The 17872-nt window shown below is 28.3% G+C and carries 22 protein-coding genes and 1 pseudogene; 4 read left to right on the forward strand and 19 right to left on the reverse strand.

The window, feature by feature from the left end; all coding sequences use genetic code 11:
- Positions 1–269: 269 nt before the first annotated feature.
- Positions 270–548 carry a CD3324 family protein gene (locus FGK85_RS08665; protein WP_138205687.1) on the forward strand — a complete coding sequence of 93 codons (279 nt, stop codon included), beginning with the start codon at positions 270–272 and terminating at the stop codon, positions 546–548.
- Positions 549–842: 294 nt separating this feature from the next.
- Complete coding sequence (locus tag FGK85_RS08670) at positions 843–1490, forward strand: FusB/FusC family EF-G-binding protein (protein ID WP_138205689.1); 648 nt, start codon at positions 843–845, stop codon at positions 1488–1490.
- Positions 1491–1796: 306 nt separating this feature from the next.
- On the opposite strand, the gene FGK85_RS08680 is transcribed toward FGK85_RS08670, so the two are convergent.
- From FGK85_RS08680 to FGK85_RS15800, 14 genes and pseudogenes are all read right to left on the reverse strand, one after another.
- Positions 1797–2288 carry a GNAT family N-acetyltransferase gene (locus tag FGK85_RS08680; RefSeq protein WP_138205691.1) on the reverse strand — a complete coding sequence of 164 codons (492 nt, stop codon included), beginning with the start codon at positions 2286–2288 and terminating at the stop codon, positions 1797–1799.
- Between the two features lie 152 nt (positions 2289–2440).
- Positions 2441–3298 (reverse strand): GNAT family N-acetyltransferase, encoded by an 858-nt coding sequence (locus FGK85_RS08685; protein ID WP_171011373.1) that lies wholly within the window; start codon positions 3296–3298, stop codon positions 2441–2443.
- A gap of 110 nt (positions 3299–3408) precedes the next feature.
- A complete protein-coding gene (locus FGK85_RS08690; RefSeq protein ID WP_138205695.1) occupies positions 3409–4050 on the reverse strand; it encodes a class I SAM-dependent methyltransferase in 642 nt (213 codons plus the stop codon).
- A gap of 318 nt (positions 4051–4368) precedes the next feature.
- Positions 4369–5337 (reverse strand): ADP-ribosylglycohydrolase family protein, encoded by a 969-nt coding sequence (locus FGK85_RS08700; RefSeq protein WP_138205697.1) that lies wholly within the window; start codon positions 5335–5337, stop codon positions 4369–4371.
- Between the two features lie 40 nt (positions 5338–5377).
- On the reverse strand, positions 5378–6388 hold the full coding sequence (locus tag FGK85_RS08705) for a phosphotransferase enzyme family protein (protein ID WP_138205699.1): 1011 nt from the start codon (positions 6386–6388) through the stop codon (positions 5378–5380).
- A 78-nt stretch (positions 6389–6466) separates the two neighbouring features.
- A complete protein-coding gene (locus tag FGK85_RS08710; RefSeq protein ID WP_138205701.1) occupies positions 6467–6904 on the reverse strand; it encodes a GNAT family N-acetyltransferase in 438 nt (145 codons plus the stop codon).
- Positions 6905–6973: 69 nt separating this feature from the next.
- Complete coding sequence (locus FGK85_RS08715; RefSeq protein ID WP_138205703.1) at positions 6974–7537, reverse strand: NUDIX hydrolase; 564 nt, start codon at positions 7535–7537, stop codon at positions 6974–6976.
- A gap of 74 nt (positions 7538–7611) precedes the next feature.
- Positions 7612–8421, reverse strand: a complete 810-nt coding sequence (locus FGK85_RS08720; RefSeq protein WP_138205705.1) for a class I SAM-dependent methyltransferase — start codon at positions 8419–8421, stop codon at positions 7612–7614.
- Positions 8422–8494: 73 nt separating this feature from the next.
- The gene (locus tag FGK85_RS08725) at positions 8495–9061 is read right to left on the reverse strand and encodes a DJ-1 family glyoxalase III (protein ID WP_138205707.1); all 567 of its coding nucleotides are present in this window, start codon (positions 9059–9061) and stop codon (positions 8495–8497) included.
- Positions 9062–9167: 106 nt separating this feature from the next.
- Positions 9168–9467: a hypothetical protein gene (locus FGK85_RS08730; protein WP_138205709.1), complete on the reverse strand. Its 300-nt coding sequence runs from the start codon at positions 9465–9467 to the stop codon at positions 9168–9170.
- 486 nt (positions 9468–9953) lie between these two features.
- Positions 9954–10754: a class I SAM-dependent methyltransferase gene (locus tag FGK85_RS08740; RefSeq protein WP_138205711.1), complete on the reverse strand. Its 801-nt coding sequence runs from the start codon at positions 10752–10754 to the stop codon at positions 9954–9956.
- A gap of 72 nt (positions 10755–10826) precedes the next feature.
- Entirely contained in the window at positions 10827–12173 is a 1347-nt protein-coding gene (gene murD, locus FGK85_RS08745; protein WP_138205713.1) for a UDP-N-acetylmuramoyl-L-alanine--D-glutamate ligase, read from the reverse strand.
- Between the two features lie 55 nt (positions 12174–12228).
- Entirely contained in the window at positions 12229–12558 is a 330-nt protein-coding gene (locus tag FGK85_RS08750) for a hypothetical protein (protein ID WP_138205715.1), read from the reverse strand.
- A gap of 77 nt (positions 12559–12635) precedes the next feature.
- Positions 12636–12779 (reverse strand): annotated as a pseudogene (locus FGK85_RS15800) (GNAT family N-acetyltransferase); the annotation flags it as partial.
- Between the two features lie 336 nt (positions 12780–13115).
- Between FGK85_RS15800 and FGK85_RS08760 the strand changes: the two are divergent.
- The gene (locus tag FGK85_RS08760) at positions 13116–13517 is read left to right on the forward strand and encodes a hypothetical protein (RefSeq protein ID WP_138205717.1); all 402 of its coding nucleotides are present in this window, start codon (positions 13116–13118) and stop codon (positions 13515–13517) included.
- Positions 13518–13582: 65 nt separating this feature from the next.
- Entirely contained in the window at positions 13583–14113 is a 531-nt protein-coding gene (locus tag FGK85_RS08765) for a DUF7010 family protein (RefSeq protein WP_138205719.1), read from the forward strand.
- A gap of 168 nt (positions 14114–14281) precedes the next feature.
- On the opposite strand, the gene FGK85_RS08770 is transcribed toward FGK85_RS08765, so the two are convergent.
- The 5 genes from FGK85_RS08770 to FGK85_RS08790 form a co-directional block, all read right to left on the reverse strand.
- On the reverse strand, positions 14282–14707 hold the full coding sequence (locus tag FGK85_RS08770) for a DUF2178 domain-containing protein (RefSeq protein WP_138205721.1): 426 nt from the start codon (positions 14705–14707) through the stop codon (positions 14282–14284).
- 2 nt (positions 14708–14709) lie between these two features.
- A complete protein-coding gene (locus tag FGK85_RS08775; RefSeq protein WP_035290504.1) occupies positions 14710–14907 on the reverse strand; it encodes a helix-turn-helix transcriptional regulator in 198 nt (65 codons plus the stop codon).
- A 329-nt stretch (positions 14908–15236) separates the two neighbouring features.
- Entirely contained in the window at positions 15237–15380 is a 144-nt protein-coding gene (locus FGK85_RS08780; protein WP_207670529.1) for a hypothetical protein, read from the reverse strand.
- A gap of 52 nt (positions 15381–15432) precedes the next feature.
- Positions 15433–15996, reverse strand: a complete 564-nt coding sequence (locus tag FGK85_RS08785; protein ID WP_138205723.1) for a YdcF family protein — start codon at positions 15994–15996, stop codon at positions 15433–15435.
- Positions 15997–16356: 360 nt separating this feature from the next.
- Positions 16357–17619, reverse strand: coding sequence for an MDR family MFS transporter (locus tag FGK85_RS08790; protein ID WP_138205725.1), 1263 nt, complete (start codon positions 17617–17619; stop codon positions 16357–16359).
- Between the last annotated feature and the right edge of the window lie 253 nt (positions 17620–17872).

Genomic DNA, 17872 nt, shown 5'->3' on the forward strand with positions numbered 1-17872 from the left:
AGGAATGTATTTACAAATAAACATAAGTAATTGATAAATTATTTTTAAAAGATATTGATTATAGGAAATTAAATAAGTTATAATTGAATCCATAGCAATGACATCCTTTCATGTTATTTTTGGTTTTTGCAGATTCAATTATAACAGAAAAAAGGGGGTCATTGTTTTTTTATTCAAAAAAATTCTGTAACCCTTGATATATAAAGAAAAAATTAGAAAAGTAGTGTAAAAAAACTTTACACTATCTAAAAAAGTGGAGGAGTAAGAAAATGAAATATGCAAAAGCACAAGATGTGTTACCAGAGGAAATTGTTAAAATAATACAAGAATATGTAGACGGAAAATATCTTTATGTACCCAGAAAAAATGAAAATCATAAAGCCTGGGGAGAAAAAAGTGGTATAAAGAATAGTCTTAAGGCCAGAAATAGTGAAATTTATAAAAAATACATTAATGGTGCTACTATTAATGCATTAACTAAAGAATATTACCTGTCAGAAAAGAGTATAAGAAGAATAATAGCTCAAGAGAAAGGTTTATACTCATAATTATTACAGAACTATTTATTGGATTGAATACTTATTTTAAAACATAGTATGATTTCATTGTGGCATTCCAATGAAAGTTATTATTTTTAATTTAAGACAATATTCAAAAGATAAGAAATAAAATGATTGTGAATATATAGCATGTTTTAAATCAAGATGATTATTATTACTTTCAGTTGGAGGAGTAATAATAATCATCTTTTTTTATGGTCATGTAATACAATGTAACTGTAATTAAGATATTATTTAAATGAATATAAAATTATATATGTTAGAAAAGAGGTGCTAGTCTTTATGGAGGCTTTTATAAAAAAATATGAATATAACTATATAAAGAAATGTTTATGGAATTTAAATAGTGCTTTCAGAAATTGTGTAGATACTAATGTTATTGAAGTAAGTAAAGCATATATGCATGATAAAATACTAAGCATTTTTACAAATTTATCTGATGAAGAAAAAGAGCTGCTTGATATTAGGAAGATAAATGATCCTACACAGATTGATAAGTATTTAGACAAGTTAAACGAATATGTATATGGAATGCCAAGTATTACAAAACCCAAAATTATTAAATTGTTTAGAAAAGAAAAAAATTTAAAATTGCCAGCTCCAAGTCTACAGGATTCAAAAAATGTGTATTTAGGCTGGATTGATGAAACCACTAGAAAATTATTTTTAATTTACAATATGGATGGTAAATTTGTAGGTATGGTATGTAAAATTCCAAGTTATAATTCTAACAATACTCATATGTGTTCCCTTTGTAATCATGTAGGTTCTGAAGATGAGGTGGCTTTTGTAGCAGCTATATGTAAAACAAAAGGTAACTATAAGTCACTAGGATTTAATATTTGTTTAGATAGTCAGAAGTGCAATGAGCGAATTGTATCTATAGAAAAGCTTGAGAAAATCTTAAAAGATGTTAACAATATAAAATAACAGGGACATACATTTTATGATACGGTACATTTACTTATAAAAATAGACTTAAACAAGTAATATTAGGGATTAAGTCTATTTTTATAAATATTTTTATCTGTAAATTGACGATAACCATTAGGTTTTCCTTTAGTTTTGAAATATATCCAATACTTTCATAAAATCTAATAGTATTGGGATGAAGATTGAACATTGGTAGAATCCAGTTAATTTTACATTCTATTTTTAGGAACTCATTGGATTAATATGGGAACAATTAAAAATCACAATAAATGATAACTTTTTATGGACTTATATTTTCAAAATTTAGTAGTTATACTCGTGATTTCCTACACGTATTTTTTGAGTTAATGTTTCATTTTTCCACGGCTTTCTTATTTCAATAAGATTTAAAACATCATAACCCATTTTAGATAAAAATTTTATTATTTTATGATTATTGGGATGTACCCAGTTAAAAACTGTATCACCACCCAAGTTATTTGCAACCTTTTCTGCCTCTTTATATAGTTTTGAGGCTATGCCATTTCTCCTTGCATTGTGAGAGACAAATAGCGATTCAGCCCATACTACATTGTTATCAATTCTACAGACTAAATAACCTAACAATTCTTCTGTACTGTCTTCAGCAATAAATATTGGAAAGTTTGCTTCCATGTATTCCTGAAATTCTTCCTTGGCTTGTTCGATATTCACAATTCCTTTAATTCCTTTAAGTTCTTTTAATTCTACTCTAAATTGTGCTATTAGCTTTGATATTTTTTCTTCATCTGAAAATTCTGCTGGTCGTATAATCATAGTTTTACCTCCTGGTAATTCGTAATTAATACTTTTTTATCCCAATCTAAGAATAACTTAAATAAAATTATTGATTCTAAACTAGCTTTCTTTATAAATTTTATGATATTCCCTCTCTAAAATGCTAAAATAAAATTGGTCTACCTGGCAAGCTAAAGTATACATTTGTAACACCTATATTTAGCTTGAACTTCAAAACCTGCAGCTAATGCTGAATTTAATTCATCGGTGGAATTTTCATCGATAAAATATACAATTTCTTTTATTGCACCAAATTCATTATATAATTGTGTAAGCATTTTATTAATTAATATACTTTCAATACCCTTATTTTTATATTTCTCATCTATAAACAATCCAAATACTTCTGCATCTTCTTTAACTATTTTAGCAAAAATGCTCCCGTATATCTCTTCATCATGCCTAAAAGCAAATATTCGAAAGCGGTCTATATCCCTTTTTAAGTTTTTGGCATTATAATACATTTCTAAAGGAATAGCGTGTTCATCATGGAACTTAGCGTATTCCTCAAAAATGTTTTTGTTAATTTCCTCTACACAATCATTCCTTTGATTTGTATGGAATTCCAAATTACATATTCTTGTAACAATGCTTGCTTCAATACACTCAATATTTTTTTCCTTAAAATATTCATTTGCATTTTTATTGGTAAAAGGTATTCCAGTTATAAAAAATTGATATCCAGATAATTGATTACTTATATAATTAATAAATTCTTCTGCAATTTGCTCATAATCACCTCTAATTAAAAATACCTTTGTTTGAGCATACTTTTCATCAGTTATCCAAAAATAAAGACAAATTCCACACAATACACCCTGATGATAGCAAGCTAGTACATTTTTGCTGTCATCACTTACAAATTTTTCAATATATTTTTTAAGCTCTATAATTGATTCCTTTCTTGGATAGCTCGCATTTAGGTTATCCTGACTCAATTCCCATGCGAAATCAATTACATCCTCAATATTACAAATTATTTTTATCATTTTTAACACCTCACGCCTCATATCTAGTGTAGATCTCTATATATCAATTGATTTTATTTATTTTATCCAATTCATAGGCAATTTTAGTCAAATCATATCCTATAGACTAACTATTTTAAGCAAAAGCTTTTACTAGCTACTAAAACACCTACGAGGGGATGTAATTGATGTACTTCAATATTAAAATTTAATTCTGAAAAACATTTAACTAACTCTTCAACCGTTGATGGTTGGTCACTACCCGGTCCATAGCCAATTTCATCGTATTCATCTTCATACTTATCTGGATTTTCAAAAAACATTAAATCACCTATGACAATAGTTTGTAAGCTTTGTCCACCTATGTAAACCATATTTTCAATTGCCTTCTTCTTTTCCTGTGAATTCAAGTGATGTAATGCATAATTTGAAATAATTTTAGTAATTCGCTTTTCTTTCAAATCAATATTTTGATCAGGCTCATCAAAAGTTCCAATAAAAAATTCAACATTTTCTCTATTTTCGTCACTAGCATTTTTAGTTGATTGTCTAATCATTCCTTCACTTATATCAATTCCTATACCACATTTTATAGTGTTGGAAAGTTCAATAATTTGTTTGCCTGTTCCACATCCCATATCTAAAATAACATCATTTACATTTGGATTGGCTAATTCACTTACCAATTGACCTGCTCTATATCTCCAAATATAGTTATCAGTTACATACTCTTTACTTGCATTATCAAATCTTTTTTTTACACTGTTATTCATTTCATTTCCTCCTACTTTTTATAAATTACTATTTATTATTCTAACAGAATATTTATCTTCCAAATTTTTTCGCATATTATATAATATAAAATTATGTTTATAACATTACCTCAAACTTCCATTTCTAATTAGAAAGATAATTTTGTCAATATTCAAATATCTTGTATTAAAGTTTTAAGTAAAAGTTTTCTTTTGTGATTGTTTAAATTATGATAGATTTCTTTTATTTCACTAATAATGTCCTATAATAGGCTTATCTTTTGTTCTATGTTTACGACTAGGTTCATATTCCTGCCAATATACTCTTTTTTCATCCAATCAATGTCTAAGTAAATATAACCTCTCTCCTAATTCTATTAAGTTATTTTCATTAACAGCTCGGACACTATCATACCATTTATTATTAACTGTATCTGGTGAAATTGCTCCTGCAATGGCTGAACTCATTGAGGCAACAGAATCACTATCTCCACCTAAATTAGCTGCTAGTAATGTTGACTTTTCTGCTGATTTAGTAATGAGAGCAATAACTATAGAAAGTGGGACTATATTAATTGTAGTTTTAGGAAAGTAGTTTTCATTTAGGTAGTTAATATCTATTTCACTTCGTGACGATAAGTCTTGGTACATGTGCATTAATGCTTCACAGTATTTAAGATCTTCATTTGATTTTCTGTATTTTTCAGATTCTATGTTAGCCTTAAGTGCAATTTCAAAAATGTTCTCTATTGATTTACCATCAATAGCTGCTGAAACTGCTCCAGCAATAGATGCAGCTGCACATATGGCCAATTGGGACCCATGAGTAGGAATGCAGCATTCAAAAACATCAGAAACAATTTCATGTAATTTATCACTTGAATGAATAATGCCTATAGGAGCTACTCTCATTGCAGCACCACACCCATCACCATCATACACAACTCTATTTACATCTCGAAGCTGTTGAAATTTTCCAAGCTGAAGAGTAGGCCTATTAGATTTTTTACATAACATTAGTTTCTCACCAATTTTACTATGAGATACTGTCCCTTCTTCTATTATTGATTCAGCAACAGCAATAGTTTGTTCAGTATCATCTGTAGTTTCTCCGAACTTCCATTCATAATGCCTGTCTATGTATCTTGGCATTATAGTGCCGAGTTTACCTTCAAACCCGTTTATACAATTAGGATACCATTCCTTGATTTTTTCAAAGGATAAAGTTTCTGTTTGTTTTCCTATGGCATCTCCAACTGCCAGGCCTTTTAAGCAACTTAATATTCTAGATTTAGTAGTTTCAGACATAATAATCCTCCTAAAAAGTTATTTTCAATTCTATATAAAATTAAAATATGGGATTTAGGTCTAACCATTTTTTTAGATTTAAAATATCAGAATCAACATTTCTAATAACAAGTGAGTCTCCCCAAGTATTTTGTAAAAAAGATATATAAATGGTACCAATATTAAAAATCCTTCGGAATGGTATAAAGATTTCAATTGACTTAATTTCATTTTCGTTCATAGTTCTAACCTTGTTATATCCATTTAGAAATTGATTTTTACGCTGTTCTCTTCTTTTGAATTTTGCTAAATCACATCCCATACCAAAGGGAAAAGCATACAATGATATATCATATGCCCTCCATCCATTCCCACAGAAATCAAAATCAAATAGTATAGGATTATTATTAGCATCAATCCGTATATTTCCACCATAAATGTCACCGTGACATATTCCATATTGTGGTTTTTCAGTAGATAGACTTGTCAACTTTTTCTTTACTTCTTTTGCAACTCCCTCTAAAAAGTCTATGTCGAAATTATGGATATTATAAAATTTTCTTATATTACTCATAGAATCATCTATAAATGAATGCAAGTCTAAATTTGGACGATTAATAACAAAATTACATTTGTCCCAAGCGTTATGAATGGAAGCAACATAACTTCCTAGATTTTCGTTTAATTCAGCCGTTTCCTCTATTTGGTCAAATTCACGTATCCCAACAGACGTGTACAATACTCCATACCTTATTCCATTTACAGTCCTAAATTGTCCAATAAATGTTCTATCCTGTTTAATGACAGGATATGATACTTTAATATCCAAGGTCTTTAAATGATTAAGTAAATCAATCTCAAATTGAATTTCTTCTATGCGTCTTACTCCTTGACGATATACCTTGAAAAAATACGTTTTATTGTCTGAAATAACCTTATATATGTCATGCAAGCCCCTATAAAATAGTCGACATTTCAGTGATGTCTGGGGAAAATATTCTTGTGCAATATAATTACAAAGAGCGTTTGATGAAAGGACAGATACTTCCAATGGAAAAAAATCATCTAACATATAAACAACATCCCACCTATCGTAAAAATATTAATAGTTTGCAATTTTTTACTATTCCGTAATTAGAACACATGTATTTTATAAATGTAATATCATATCAACTTCACCATCTAGAGCTTCTCCCATTTGTTCGAAACCAAATTTAGTATATAAGTTTTTAGCAGTTTCATTTCCTAATATATATGTGGTAACGATATCATGACATCTATTATCTTTTTTCATCCATTCCATGGCAAGTTTTAGTGCATGCTTCCCATATCCTTTAAACTGATATTTCTCATCGATCATAAATTGCCAAATGAAGTAGTTGCTATATTCTTTGTTAAAACGCATCATTATAAATCCTACCATAATGCCATCATTATAAATTGCAAAAGGTGTAACTATATCGCGAAATACATAAGCCTTTGCTAAAGAAAGTGTAGTTGATGATACAAATTTAGTTTGATCTTCTGCAACCTTTAATTTCAAACACTCTTTATAATTATCTTCTGTAATTTTTTCTAATCTTATCATATAAGTTGCCCCCTTTAATTTCTTAATTTTTCAACATATACTAAATGCTCTTTAAGAACTAAGAAAATACTAAAACTTGTTCTGGCAAATTTTAGATATTATTTTATTATAAATTTTCTTCATATGGGATTCATTTGAGTGTATATCTATCTCATTGATCGGAATCCATTTTACAGCACTATTCTCATCTGGTTTAATAATAACTTGATCATTCTCATCAGCCTGAACTAAATATACTATTGATATATGTAAGTGTGATGAAACATACTTTCCTTTTCTAAAATGTCCAAACAAAGGTAAAATATCTAATGAAACAATCTTATTAGTAATAGGAATAATATCTGTTACTCCTGTTTCTTCTTTAATTTCTGATATAGCAACATTTAATAAATTTTTGTCACCGTCTGCATGCCCTCCTGGCAAAGACCATGCATTGAATATATTATGATGTACCATTAATACTTTGTCTTTATCCTTATTTAGTACAAACCCAGAGCTTGTTATATGAATAATTTCATTATCTCTTTTTAAAATATCATCAAACATATTTATGTATTTCAATATTATTTTCTTGTCTTTTTTCTCTTGCTCATTAAAAGGGACAAATTCTTCTATTGGATCAACCCAACTCATATTTTCATCTACTTTCTAAATATAATTTGTTATATGATAAAACTTTAAACTTAAAGATTTTCTCATTTTCAAAATTAAAGTTTTTTTGCTAAATATAAATCAATCGTATCATAAATGATAATCTTGCCTCCAAACTTATCTATTGCCTGTACAATTTCATTCTCTAATCCACTTTTAACATCGCTCTGCAAGGCTCTATGGTCTGAATATGTATTCAACAAAGAAATATAATCATGTGAATTGAATTCTCGTCTATTGTGATAAAGCTTAGTTCTAACATCTGTGAAATGGTATGCTGATAAAATATCTGCATACTGTTTGCATGTACTTCCATCAAATTCAGTGGGTGATTTACCTGATGGGCTATATTTAGCATATGCCTTCCTAATTTCTCTATGAACCACATCATCTTCACGATTAACAAATGGATGATTCCAGAATAAAGCTATGGTTCCACCAGGTTTTAATAAACTATGAACTTTAGTCAAAGCCAAATCCTGTGGTACCCAATGAAAGGCAGTTGCAGAATAAATAATGTCATATTGATTGCTTTCAGTAATAAAGCTTTCAAATTCAAGGTTCTTCACTTCAAAATTACTGAATTTTGAAAACTTATGTTTTACATATTCAGCCAAGTTTTTCCCAAGTTCAACAGCGGTGACTTTACAGCCTGTTTTCAAAATTGGCAGGGTTGCCTGACCCGTTCCTATTCCTATTTCAAGTGCTTTTTTCAAACTATTTAATTCAGAATAATTGATAATATCATTAAACATTTCTGCTACGTAAGTTGGACGAAATCTGTCATAGTTTAATTCATCCTCATTAAATTTTAATCGTAGATCTGTTTTCTCACCACTGTTATTATATAAATAGTTATTAAGCATGCTTATCTCCCCTAGAGAATTATAATTTGATTTTAAAATCGATGAATAAATTAGTACCTTACTGCCTTCTTTTTTACAAATTTTTTTCTACAAACTTTACTAGCATATCCTCTTTTAAGTTTTCTACTGTGACCTTATCTGCTAAATTCTCTAAAATCTTAAACGAAAAATACAGAGCTGTAGCGGGTCCTCTACTTGTTATAATGTTGCCATCTTGGACTACAATTTCTTCAACACATATACTTTTCCCTAAATCCTTTTCAAAACCAGGATAAGAAGTTACTTTTTTTCCGTCTAAAATCCCGGCTTTACCAAAAACGATAGGTCCTGCACATATAGCAGCTACTATTTTATCTTCTTTGTTAAATTTTTTTGCAAATTCTATAACTCTATCATCATCTCTTAAGTTTGTGGCACCAGGCATACCACCTGGAATTATTAAAGCATCATATTTGTCTACATCTGTCTTTTCTAATAGATTATCGGCTTTTACATGAATGCCGTGAGCTCCTACCACTTCTTCTTCATTATTTATAGAACAGGTTATGCAATGGATTCCTCCTCTTCTCAAAACATCAACTACAGTTAAAGCCTCAATTTCTTCAAATCCCTTAGCTAATAGCACTATAGCTTTTTTCATATTAAACACCTCTCTTTTATATAGTTGAAGTAATTACTTTAGTACCTTTTTTATATAGAAAAGACACTTAGGTATTTAAAAACTACAATTAAAAAAATTTATACGTTTATCTCACTTTCTTATTATAAAGTAAAGCACTTCTTAAAGAAAATATTATTACAGATCCCATAAATATACTAAATACTATTAATGGGGTTTTTATATTTAACAATAATAAAATTATTGATGATAATAAAATTATAGTACCCATTAATATAATGTTAGTACCAACCCACTTTCCTGCAATTTCTTTATTATCTTTTTTAGCATCAAATCCAGCAATTGCTTCTACAAGCCAACTCTTGTATAATCCTACTCCTAGTAACAATAAAAACAATCCAATTGCACTAAAAACATACATAATCATATAATCACCCCCACTTTTTAGTACTTATATTCATGATTTCCAACACATATTTTTTGGGTTAATGTTTCATTTTTCCAATGCTTTTTTATTACGGTAAGTACATAGACGGCACCGTTGTTTATCTCGGTGATACTTCACTTTAGATTTTGCTTAATACATTTAAATAAAAAATAGTTAATTAATAAGGAAATTGGAGCAACTACCATAAGTATTCCTATAATACCTAATAATGTAAATCTAATATTACTAGGTATGACTTCATTAAAAATATAAGACCATATTTTCATTAAAATATAGAAATACACACTACAATTTAAAAGAAAAATAAATTTGATTTTATTATTTTTCATTTAATTACCCCCTAACTGTGCTAGTATAGCTAAATTAAAATACTGTAAATTAGCTAATACTGCAATTGTAATATATTACAACACCCAAAATAACCATTTTTACTGAATTTAGAATTGAGAAATATAGTTGAAGTAATTACTTTAGTACCTTGTTTATATACCTATAAACATCTCCACCTGTTTTACTTGCATAATAAAAATATTCAAAACCTGCTTTTAAAAGTTCCTCATTAGGCTTAGTTCTTTTTCTGTCATCCTCACCCATGCAGTCAATTATATATCCATTAGGTTTGGTAACTCTCTCAAGTTCTGAGAGTTCTTTGCTATAATTATCCCCCACAACATGTCCTGACATAACAATATCAAATGAATTATCTGGATATGGAATGTTTTCTACAAATCCGTCAGTAACAACTATATTAGAAATATTTTGATTTTTAATTTTGTCGCGCATATATTCACGCATGCGATCAACTGGTTCACTGGCGTAAACCATTTTTGCTTTAGTAGCTGCTGTAAAGGCAAGTCTTCCGGTGCCACTCCCTACATCAAGAACTATTTTATCAGTAAAATCAGTCATTGATAGTAGACGCTCAGAATCCCAATATTTAATATAGGGGCAGTTTTTATTCATTATTTCAGGATAAACATAAACTATTGCCCAATCAGCGTAGTCAATAACATATTCCTCTGCTTTTCTTATTTCCTGATGCGAAAGTTCTTTGGGTGATTTATCTATAAGCTTATCCACTACTTCTTTACATTCAGGACAGCGGTTAATAAAATACCAAGCTACAGATGGATTATTGGCTAGTGCAATTCCCATATTTGTACAAAATTCATCTTGATGGTTACTTAAAATCTGATTAATTAACCATCTATCCATTAATAAAAAACTGTTAAATGAAAATTCTTTTGAATTAATCCAATTAAACATAAAATCTCCCCTCACTAGCTATATAATAAATCTAAACCATTATATTTTAATTTTAAATAAATATATAGCTTTTTATTTAAACCCTAGTTTTTCTACACACTCTTTAAACAAATTTCCACGAACCTCAAAATCCTTAAATTGATCCCATGAAGCACATGCAGGACTTAGAAGAACAACATAGCCTTCACCAGCCGAATTATATGCTAACGTAGTAGCCTCTTCTAATGTATTAACAACTTCACAAGGGATACCACATTCTATAGCAAAAGCCTTTATTCTTATTTTTGCTTCACCATATGCTACAATTAGTTTTACATTCAATAAGTAGTCCTTCAATTCATCAAAACTGTGTCCCCTATCTAGTCCACCCAGCAATAGTACTGTTGGTCTTGTAAATGAGGCTAAAGCAATTTGTGTTGATGTTATATTAGTGGATTTGGAATCATTGTAAAAATCTATATTATTTATAGTTTTAACATATTCCATTCTATGTTCTACACCGCCAAAAGTTTTTAAAACATTAACAATGGCATTATCGGTTACACCTAGCTCTTTAGCAACGACAATTGCTGCCATAGCATTTTCGTAATTATGCTTTCCTTTAAGTTTTACTTCGTTTAAAGCTATTATTTTATCGTTATTATAATAAATATATCCATCAGCTATTGAACAACCTAATTTATTTGGTGAACTAGATGAAAAATATTTTTTAGTAGATTCAATGTCATTTGTCAAATCAAGGACTTCTTTGCTATCCAAATTAAGAATTCCTATATCTCTTTTGGTGTGATGATTGAAAATCTTCTTTTTCATGTTTTTGTAAATATCATACGATCCATGAAAATCAAGATGAGCTTCTGATAAATTAGTTAACACAGATATATTTGTTTTAAAATCTGATACATTACACAGCTGATGGTCTGATACTTCCATAACTGCTATGTCATTATCTTTTAATTTAGACACAAATGAACACACAGGATATCCAATATTGCCCATTAAATATACACTCTTTGAACTCTTTTTTAAAATCTCATAAATTATTTTTGTTGTAGTTGTCTTGCCATTAGTTCCCGTAACTCCAATAATTATAACCCCTGCTGGAAAATAGCGAAATGCTAACTCCAATTCATTTATAACAGGGATGTTAAGTTCACGAGCCTTTTTTATATATTTATGATTATTTGAAATACCAGGATTTTTAACTATCATTTCAAAAGTATTATCAATCAAATCCTCAGGATGACTTCCTAAAATAATCTTTATACCCAAGGAGTGCAGTTCTTTCATTTGTTCTAAGTTTTGTTCAGTGTTAGCATCATTCACAATAACTTCATAGCCTTTGCTTACCAGTAATTTTGCAGCTTCATAACCGCTTCTAGCCATACCTAAGACAAAAGCTTTCCCATTAGTCCCCATTCTATCAACTCCTTTTTCATATCTATATATCACAGTTTTTCACTTAATAAATAACTCACTTCTCAATCTTACACCCTCTTGGTCCCAAATATCCTATAGAAACAAGAAGTATAATAAAAATTAAAGCAAATGTAACTATGGAAATTGATGAAATATAGAATGATATCAACAATCCAGAAATTCCAACAAATACTATTAAAAAAAGTACTTTTTTTAGTTTATGGACAGCAATTATGGGATTATATTTTTTCTGTTCTTCACTATCCATTTGATTGTACCACTTAAACCACTTAGATGACTTCTTTTCATTTACTAGTGTATAAATAATAAAAATTAATAAGGTTGCTGAACTAATTGTTAGAAGTCCACTTTGAAATTTGTCCATATCGATTCCCCCATCAAATTACTAGTTATAATATTCAATTTCAAATTAGAATTTAGCAATATTCCTACCTCGTATAATCATTTTGCATGCAAAATAAATTTTTGATTTGGGTAGCCAAATTCCTCAATAAGTTCATCTTCAACGAATCCTAATTTTTTATATAACGATCTAGGAGCAATTCCTTTTTCGTCATTTTCTCTAAAAGTAGATACTGTTATATCTTTCGTAATATCAAGCTTGGTAAGCATCAAATTAATTATAACATATTTTGTAAACATTGCATTGTTCAATTTTTAAAGAACAATTAAAACACCCCAAAATTGGCGCATACCCTTTCCTTAATTTAAAACCAATTTTTTTGACTGTCTTTTGTGATGCAATATTGTCTTTGAAACAATGCCACTTTGCTGGAAATGAAGTTGGTTTTTGCAATGATAATTGTGGTATAATTACTATTAGTAAAGTAAAAATAGTAAAATATTGTTCATGAATAATACTTACATAAAGAGGAGTATTAAGAATAGTTATATTATTATAAGATATATGGAGGGTTGGATATGAATATATTAACATTGACTTGTAATATAGGTATTCCTATAATAATGATTTTCATAGGCATTTTATATAAATATAATTTATATAAAAATATAGGAAGAACATTAAATTTAATTATACCTGTAGCAATGATTTTTACTGGCTTTTCAGATGATAAGAGCGTAGCTTATTCTAAAGATACAAGTACATTTGCTTTGGCTAATAAAAAATTTAGTTTAATATGGAGTATTTCAGGAGCATGCACTTTACTTTTTACTATAATATTTCTAATATTAAATAAATCCACTGTTTATAATATAAACGTCACTTTATTAGAACTTGAATGTTTAATATTAGTTGGTGTATTTATTACTATAGAATATATTTTAAAAAGAAATTTCTATAAAGAAAATGAACAATCTTAAATTGTAAAATTATGTTCACTAAAACTTATTTTACTTAATTATTTTACTTATATGGGGGATTGATTATGAACTTAGAAGAATTACGCTTGAATTGTGCAATTAAACAAAAAAGGGGATTACATTTTATATTAGCATCCATTATTATTTGGTTTGCGGTATTAATTATCCATTTAACATCACTACCTATTTTGACTAAAAACTTATTTACATTTTGCTGTACAGCTCCATTAATGCCTTTAGCATTCTTTATATCCAAAATAGTTAAGGTGGATTTTCAAAACAAGGAAAATCCTTTAACCAATTTAGGCATTCTATTTTCTGCAAATCAAATGCTATACTTATTGATTGCTATGTGGGTATATCCAACAGTACCTGAAAAAATGCTGATGGTCATAGCAATGATTTTTGGAGCACATTTGTTACCCTATAGCTGGCTATATAAATCTAAGTCGTATATGGTATTCTCTATTATAGTCCCAATTTTAGCACTTATAGTTGGCTTGAATTTTAAACCTTACATACTTGCAATCTTGATGATAGTAATAGAAATTTTGTTCAGTGGTTGTCTTATAATGGAAAATAGAAAAATTAATTAAAATTTTAGATATAATGTATTGTATTAATTATAATGTTTTTTTATTATTATATGCATAAGTATGAAACTCAATAATTTTTTAAAACACCGTATTATTTAAATGTAAATTTTACGGTGTTTTTTCATGTTCCATAACTATTTTTGTCAATATTTTTTTTAAACGTCCATATCACATTTTTTTTGAATAATAATTTGAGTAATAAATTATTAGAATTAACTGAAGCAGAATTAAAGCTACTGCTAGAATAATAAAAATCAACTCAGCTTTCATAAAAATTAAGAAAAGTGTGTAAGCAAAAAGGAAATAATTCATAATGCGAGATACCATGTATCCAGATTTTTCTCTAATGCTAGTGTTACGTTCATCTTTTATTTCAATGTCTTTTTTCCTTTTTATTTCTTCATCCTCTAAAGGTGAAACCATTAATGACTGAATTAATGAACCTACTCCTAAAACAGCGCATGCACCACCAATACCAAAGCATAATCCACTAATCATATCTTGGTCAGAATTATTAAATACAAATACCCCCATTAGAATTAAAATGATTCCTACTATACCAGTTATACTAAATATGATTCTTTTATTTTTCATTTTTATTCCTCCTCATAAATAAATATATCTTCAATACTCATATTGAAATACCGTGCAATTTTAAATGCTAAAACTATAGATGGATTATATCTTCCGTTTTCTAACGAGCTAATAGTTTGACGTGATACCTCTAAAATATCTGATAATTCTTCTTGTTTTATTCCTCGTTCTTTTCTTATTTCTTCAAGTCGGTTTTTCATATATTCACCACCTCTCATATGTAAAGTATGCTTTACATATATGATAGTACATGATTCGATTTGTGTCAAGTACACTTTACATAAATTTATTCTTATACATTATTTACTATAAATTCATATAGTATAAATCAGTGTATTAAGTAATAACTTCAAATAATGGAAACTTAGTGTTGTAATTACTAATTATCATGGTAAATAAAGATAATTATACAAATGTGGATGGTAGGATTTCCTCATTACCATGAGAAAACTACTGAAGTGGATATGTTTTAGCATATAGCATCTATTTTTAAAATATTAGTTCATAAAAGTTACATTCATGTACTCTTTTAAATTTTTTCTTTAATTGATGGGTTTTGATAATGTTCCTTTTCTCTCAATACATTATCAAAATATGCGCTATCTAAAAAGGATAAAACTCTGCATCTTACCCATGCTAAATTATCATTATCTCTATATTCCCTTATTATCATAACTATACCTCTTCTAAAATATATTTTCATATAATGAATCATCATTTAATTTTTATTTATCATGAAACTTTTTTATATGATTCTCAAAGTACTTACCTATTTTTACAATTTCACCCATAACGATTTTTATTTTTTCTTCATCTAAAAACCAATTATCTTTTCTAATTCCTCTTTTGTCAGGAACAGTTACAACAAAAAATTCTATATCCTTTGGAAATAATAATTGATATGTTAATAATGCACGTCTTGAATGATATGCTTTACAAACTAAAATAGCTTTTTTTACTGGCAAATTACTTTCTTTTATTACTTTCCATGAAAATTCTGCATTTTCAAAAGTATTTCTGGCCCTATCTTCCTTTAGTATTTTTTCTTCTGGTATACCTAATTTTACTCCTATACATTTTAAAAATTCCCATTCTGAGTCATATTCCGGTATTTTAGGATTAACTGATCCACTTGGTAATATATATGGTGCTAATCCTTTTTTATATAATTCTGCTGCCTTTTCCATCAATTGAGGATGACTTCCTCCTGGTACCAAAATTATATCTGCACTCTGAATTTCTGTTTGGACAAAAACCAGTTCACTTATACAATCAAATGGATAATTCATTTTTATCTATATCCCCTAAAAGCTTCAAAACGTTACACAGTTTTTCAAATTGTAAATTGTATTGTATATAACTCATTTTATTACTCCACAAGCAGTAGTCATCAACGGGGCATGTCTTATGTTTTTTCTTATTTCTCTAATATAGTTTTCTTTATATGGTTTAATTATTTTCTTTAATTTTTCTTTCATATTCTCACCTACCATAGTTTAAAATAGCTTTATATAACCAATATACGTAATTATTACCTATATTCTATATCTATATATGAATTTTTACAACAATAATTAAGTAATAATATCCTTTTATTATGATAAAAAACACCGTAAAATTCGTTTTGAATAATACAGTGTTTTAAAAATTTATAAATCCTCTTTAATAGCATCACGTTTTTGTTCTTGCAAAGAAACTGTATCACTTGTGTATAATATATACATCATTAAGGAAGCTACTAATGATAAACCACCTATCAAGAGCCATAGATTTCTTATGTTACTATGCTTAACATATGCTCCTGCCATAATAGGTCCAACCATAAAGCCCAATCTTCTTATAATTGGGAAAACAGAATTAAATCTACCCCTGTGAGTAATAGGAGTGTGTTCTGCTATATAGACACTGGTGTTAGTCGAAACCATTATTTCTCCTATAGTCCAAATAACTGTAGAAATAATAAACATATAAAATTTATCTATAAAGAATATCATGCCAAAACCAACAGCATATAGTAGACCGCCAATGGCTATACTAAGTGAAGCTTTTATATTTTTTATTGCCGAAGTTATAAATATGGTAACAGTACTGCACAGTACTGCATTTACAGTCATAAGCATTCCAAAAATCTTAGCTCCCCTAGCATTAAAAATATCTCCAACCTGAAGTGAAAGTCCAAAGTTAAATTGTGAAAATACTATAAAATATATAACCATAATAAAGGAAAATATCAATAATACTGGCCTTTTTATGAGTGCTGATAGTAAACTTCCCTCTTCTGCACTTTCAAAAGTTCTTTCTTTTAATTTTTCAAGTTCTTTTTTAGTTGGCATAGTCTCAGGTACAAATATCAATATAAGGAATACAGATATAAAAGTAGTAATTGCATCTCCCAAGAAGAGCCATGTCAAATAATTTTCATATAGAAATCCTGCTAAAAGTGGTCCTACTGAAAAACCTATATTCATAGCCATATATTCTAGTGAAAAGGCAGCCTTTCTTTCTTCTCCCTCTGTCAAATCTGTGATTATAGTACTGTATACAGGTTGAGAAAATCCTCCTAGAAAGCTTGAAAGCATTAATATTGAAGTAATAATAACCGGCATCTTTACAAAGGCACATATAACATATCCTATACCAGATGCAGTTCTAAATATCATAAGTATCTTTTTTCTACCTATGGTATCAATAAGTTTACCGCCTATCATTGCTCCAAGCATTCCAAGAGCTGAATTTACAGCAACTATAATTCCAACTACTGAAACGCTTAGGCCTATCTTATATGTTAAAAACAAGGTTAAAAAAGGTCCTACTAAATTCCCCATGTTATTAACTATAGAAGCAAAGAAAATTATATATATACTTCTAGGTAGCCCCCTATAGGGTTTAAAATAATTCTTTATTTTTTCCATTAACTTATCCCCCAATCATATACAATGAAATAATTAAATATTTTCAATTAAGTTATAAACTTCTATTTATAATATTTTTTAATATTATAAATTCCTCATTAATAAATTTTTTATATTGTAAATCTATCCTTATTTAAATTTTAAGAGACTGAATTATTAAAGTCAAAGAATATATCTTGAAAAATTCTTACTTAAAAGCTATCTTTAAAGCTATAATTGTATGTAAAGTTGACTAATTATAGTGAAATATACC

The sequence above is a fragment of the Haloimpatiens lingqiaonensis genome (assembly GCF_901447495.1).
Classification (GTDB): Bacteria; Bacillota; Clostridia; order Clostridiales; family Clostridiaceae; genus Haloimpatiens; species Haloimpatiens lingqiaonensis.

Coding starts and splice junctions, on each gene's coding strand:
- FGK85_RS08665 (WP_138205687.1), top strand. CDS start 270: ATGAAATATGCAAAAGCACAAGATGTGTTACCAGAGGAAATTGTTAAA.
- FGK85_RS08670 (WP_138205689.1), top strand. CDS start 843: ATGGAGGCTTTTATAAAAAAATATGAATATAACTATATAAAGAAATGT.
- FGK85_RS08680 (WP_138205691.1), bottom strand. CDS start 2,288: ATGATTATACGACCAGCAGAATTTTCAGATGAAGAAAAAATATCAAAG.
- FGK85_RS08685 (WP_171011373.1), bottom strand. CDS start 3,298: ATGATAAAAATAATTTGTAATATTGAGGATGTAATTGATTTCGCATGG.
- FGK85_RS08690 (WP_138205695.1), bottom strand. CDS start 4,050: ATGAATAACAGTGTAAAAAAAAGATTTGATAATGCAAGTAAAGAGTAT.
- FGK85_RS08700 (WP_138205697.1), bottom strand. CDS start 5,337: ATGTCTGAAACTACTAAATCTAGAATATTAAGTTGCTTAAAAGGCCTG.
- FGK85_RS08705 (WP_138205699.1), bottom strand. CDS start 6,388: ATGTTAGATGATTTTTTTCCATTGGAAGTATCTGTCCTTTCATCAAAC.
- FGK85_RS08710 (WP_138205701.1), bottom strand. CDS start 6,904: ATGATAAGATTAGAAAAAATTACAGAAGATAATTATAAAGAGTGTTTG.
- FGK85_RS08715 (WP_138205703.1), bottom strand. CDS start 7,537: ATGAGTTGGGTTGATCCAATAGAAGAATTTGTCCCTTTTAATGAGCAA.
- FGK85_RS08720 (WP_138205705.1), bottom strand. CDS start 8,421: ATGCTTAATAACTATTTATATAATAACAGTGGTGAGAAAACAGATCTA.
- FGK85_RS08725 (WP_138205707.1), bottom strand. CDS start 9,061: ATGAAAAAAGCTATAGTGCTATTAGCTAAGGGATTTGAAGAAATTGAG.
- FGK85_RS08730 (WP_138205709.1), bottom strand. CDS start 9,467: ATGATTATGTATGTTTTTAGTGCAATTGGATTGTTTTTATTGTTACTA.
- FGK85_RS08740 (WP_138205711.1), bottom strand. CDS start 10,754: ATGTTTAATTGGATTAATTCAAAAGAATTTTCATTTAACAGTTTTTTA.
- murD (WP_138205713.1), bottom strand. CDS start 12,173: ATGGGGACTAATGGGAAAGCTTTTGTCTTAGGTATGGCTAGAAGCGGT.
- FGK85_RS08750 (WP_138205715.1), bottom strand. CDS start 12,558: ATGGACAAATTTCAAAGTGGACTTCTAACAATTAGTTCAGCAACCTTA.
- FGK85_RS08760 (WP_138205717.1), top strand. CDS start 13,116: ATGAATATATTAACATTGACTTGTAATATAGGTATTCCTATAATAATG.
- FGK85_RS08765 (WP_138205719.1), top strand. CDS start 13,583: ATGAACTTAGAAGAATTACGCTTGAATTGTGCAATTAAACAAAAAAGG.
- FGK85_RS08770 (WP_138205721.1), bottom strand. CDS start 14,707: ATGAAAAATAAAAGAATCATATTTAGTATAACTGGTATAGTAGGAATC.
- FGK85_RS08775 (WP_035290504.1), bottom strand. CDS start 14,907: ATGAAAAACCGACTTGAAGAAATAAGAAAAGAACGAGGAATAAAACAA.
- FGK85_RS08780 (WP_207670529.1), bottom strand. CDS start 15,380: ATGATAATAAGGGAATATAGAGATAATGATAATTTAGCATGGGTAAGA.
- FGK85_RS08785 (WP_138205723.1), bottom strand. CDS start 15,996: ATGAATTATCCATTTGATTGTATAAGTGAACTGGTTTTTGTCCAAACA.
- FGK85_RS08790 (WP_138205725.1), bottom strand. CDS start 17,619: ATGGAAAAAATAAAGAATTATTTTAAACCCTATAGGGGGCTACCTAGA.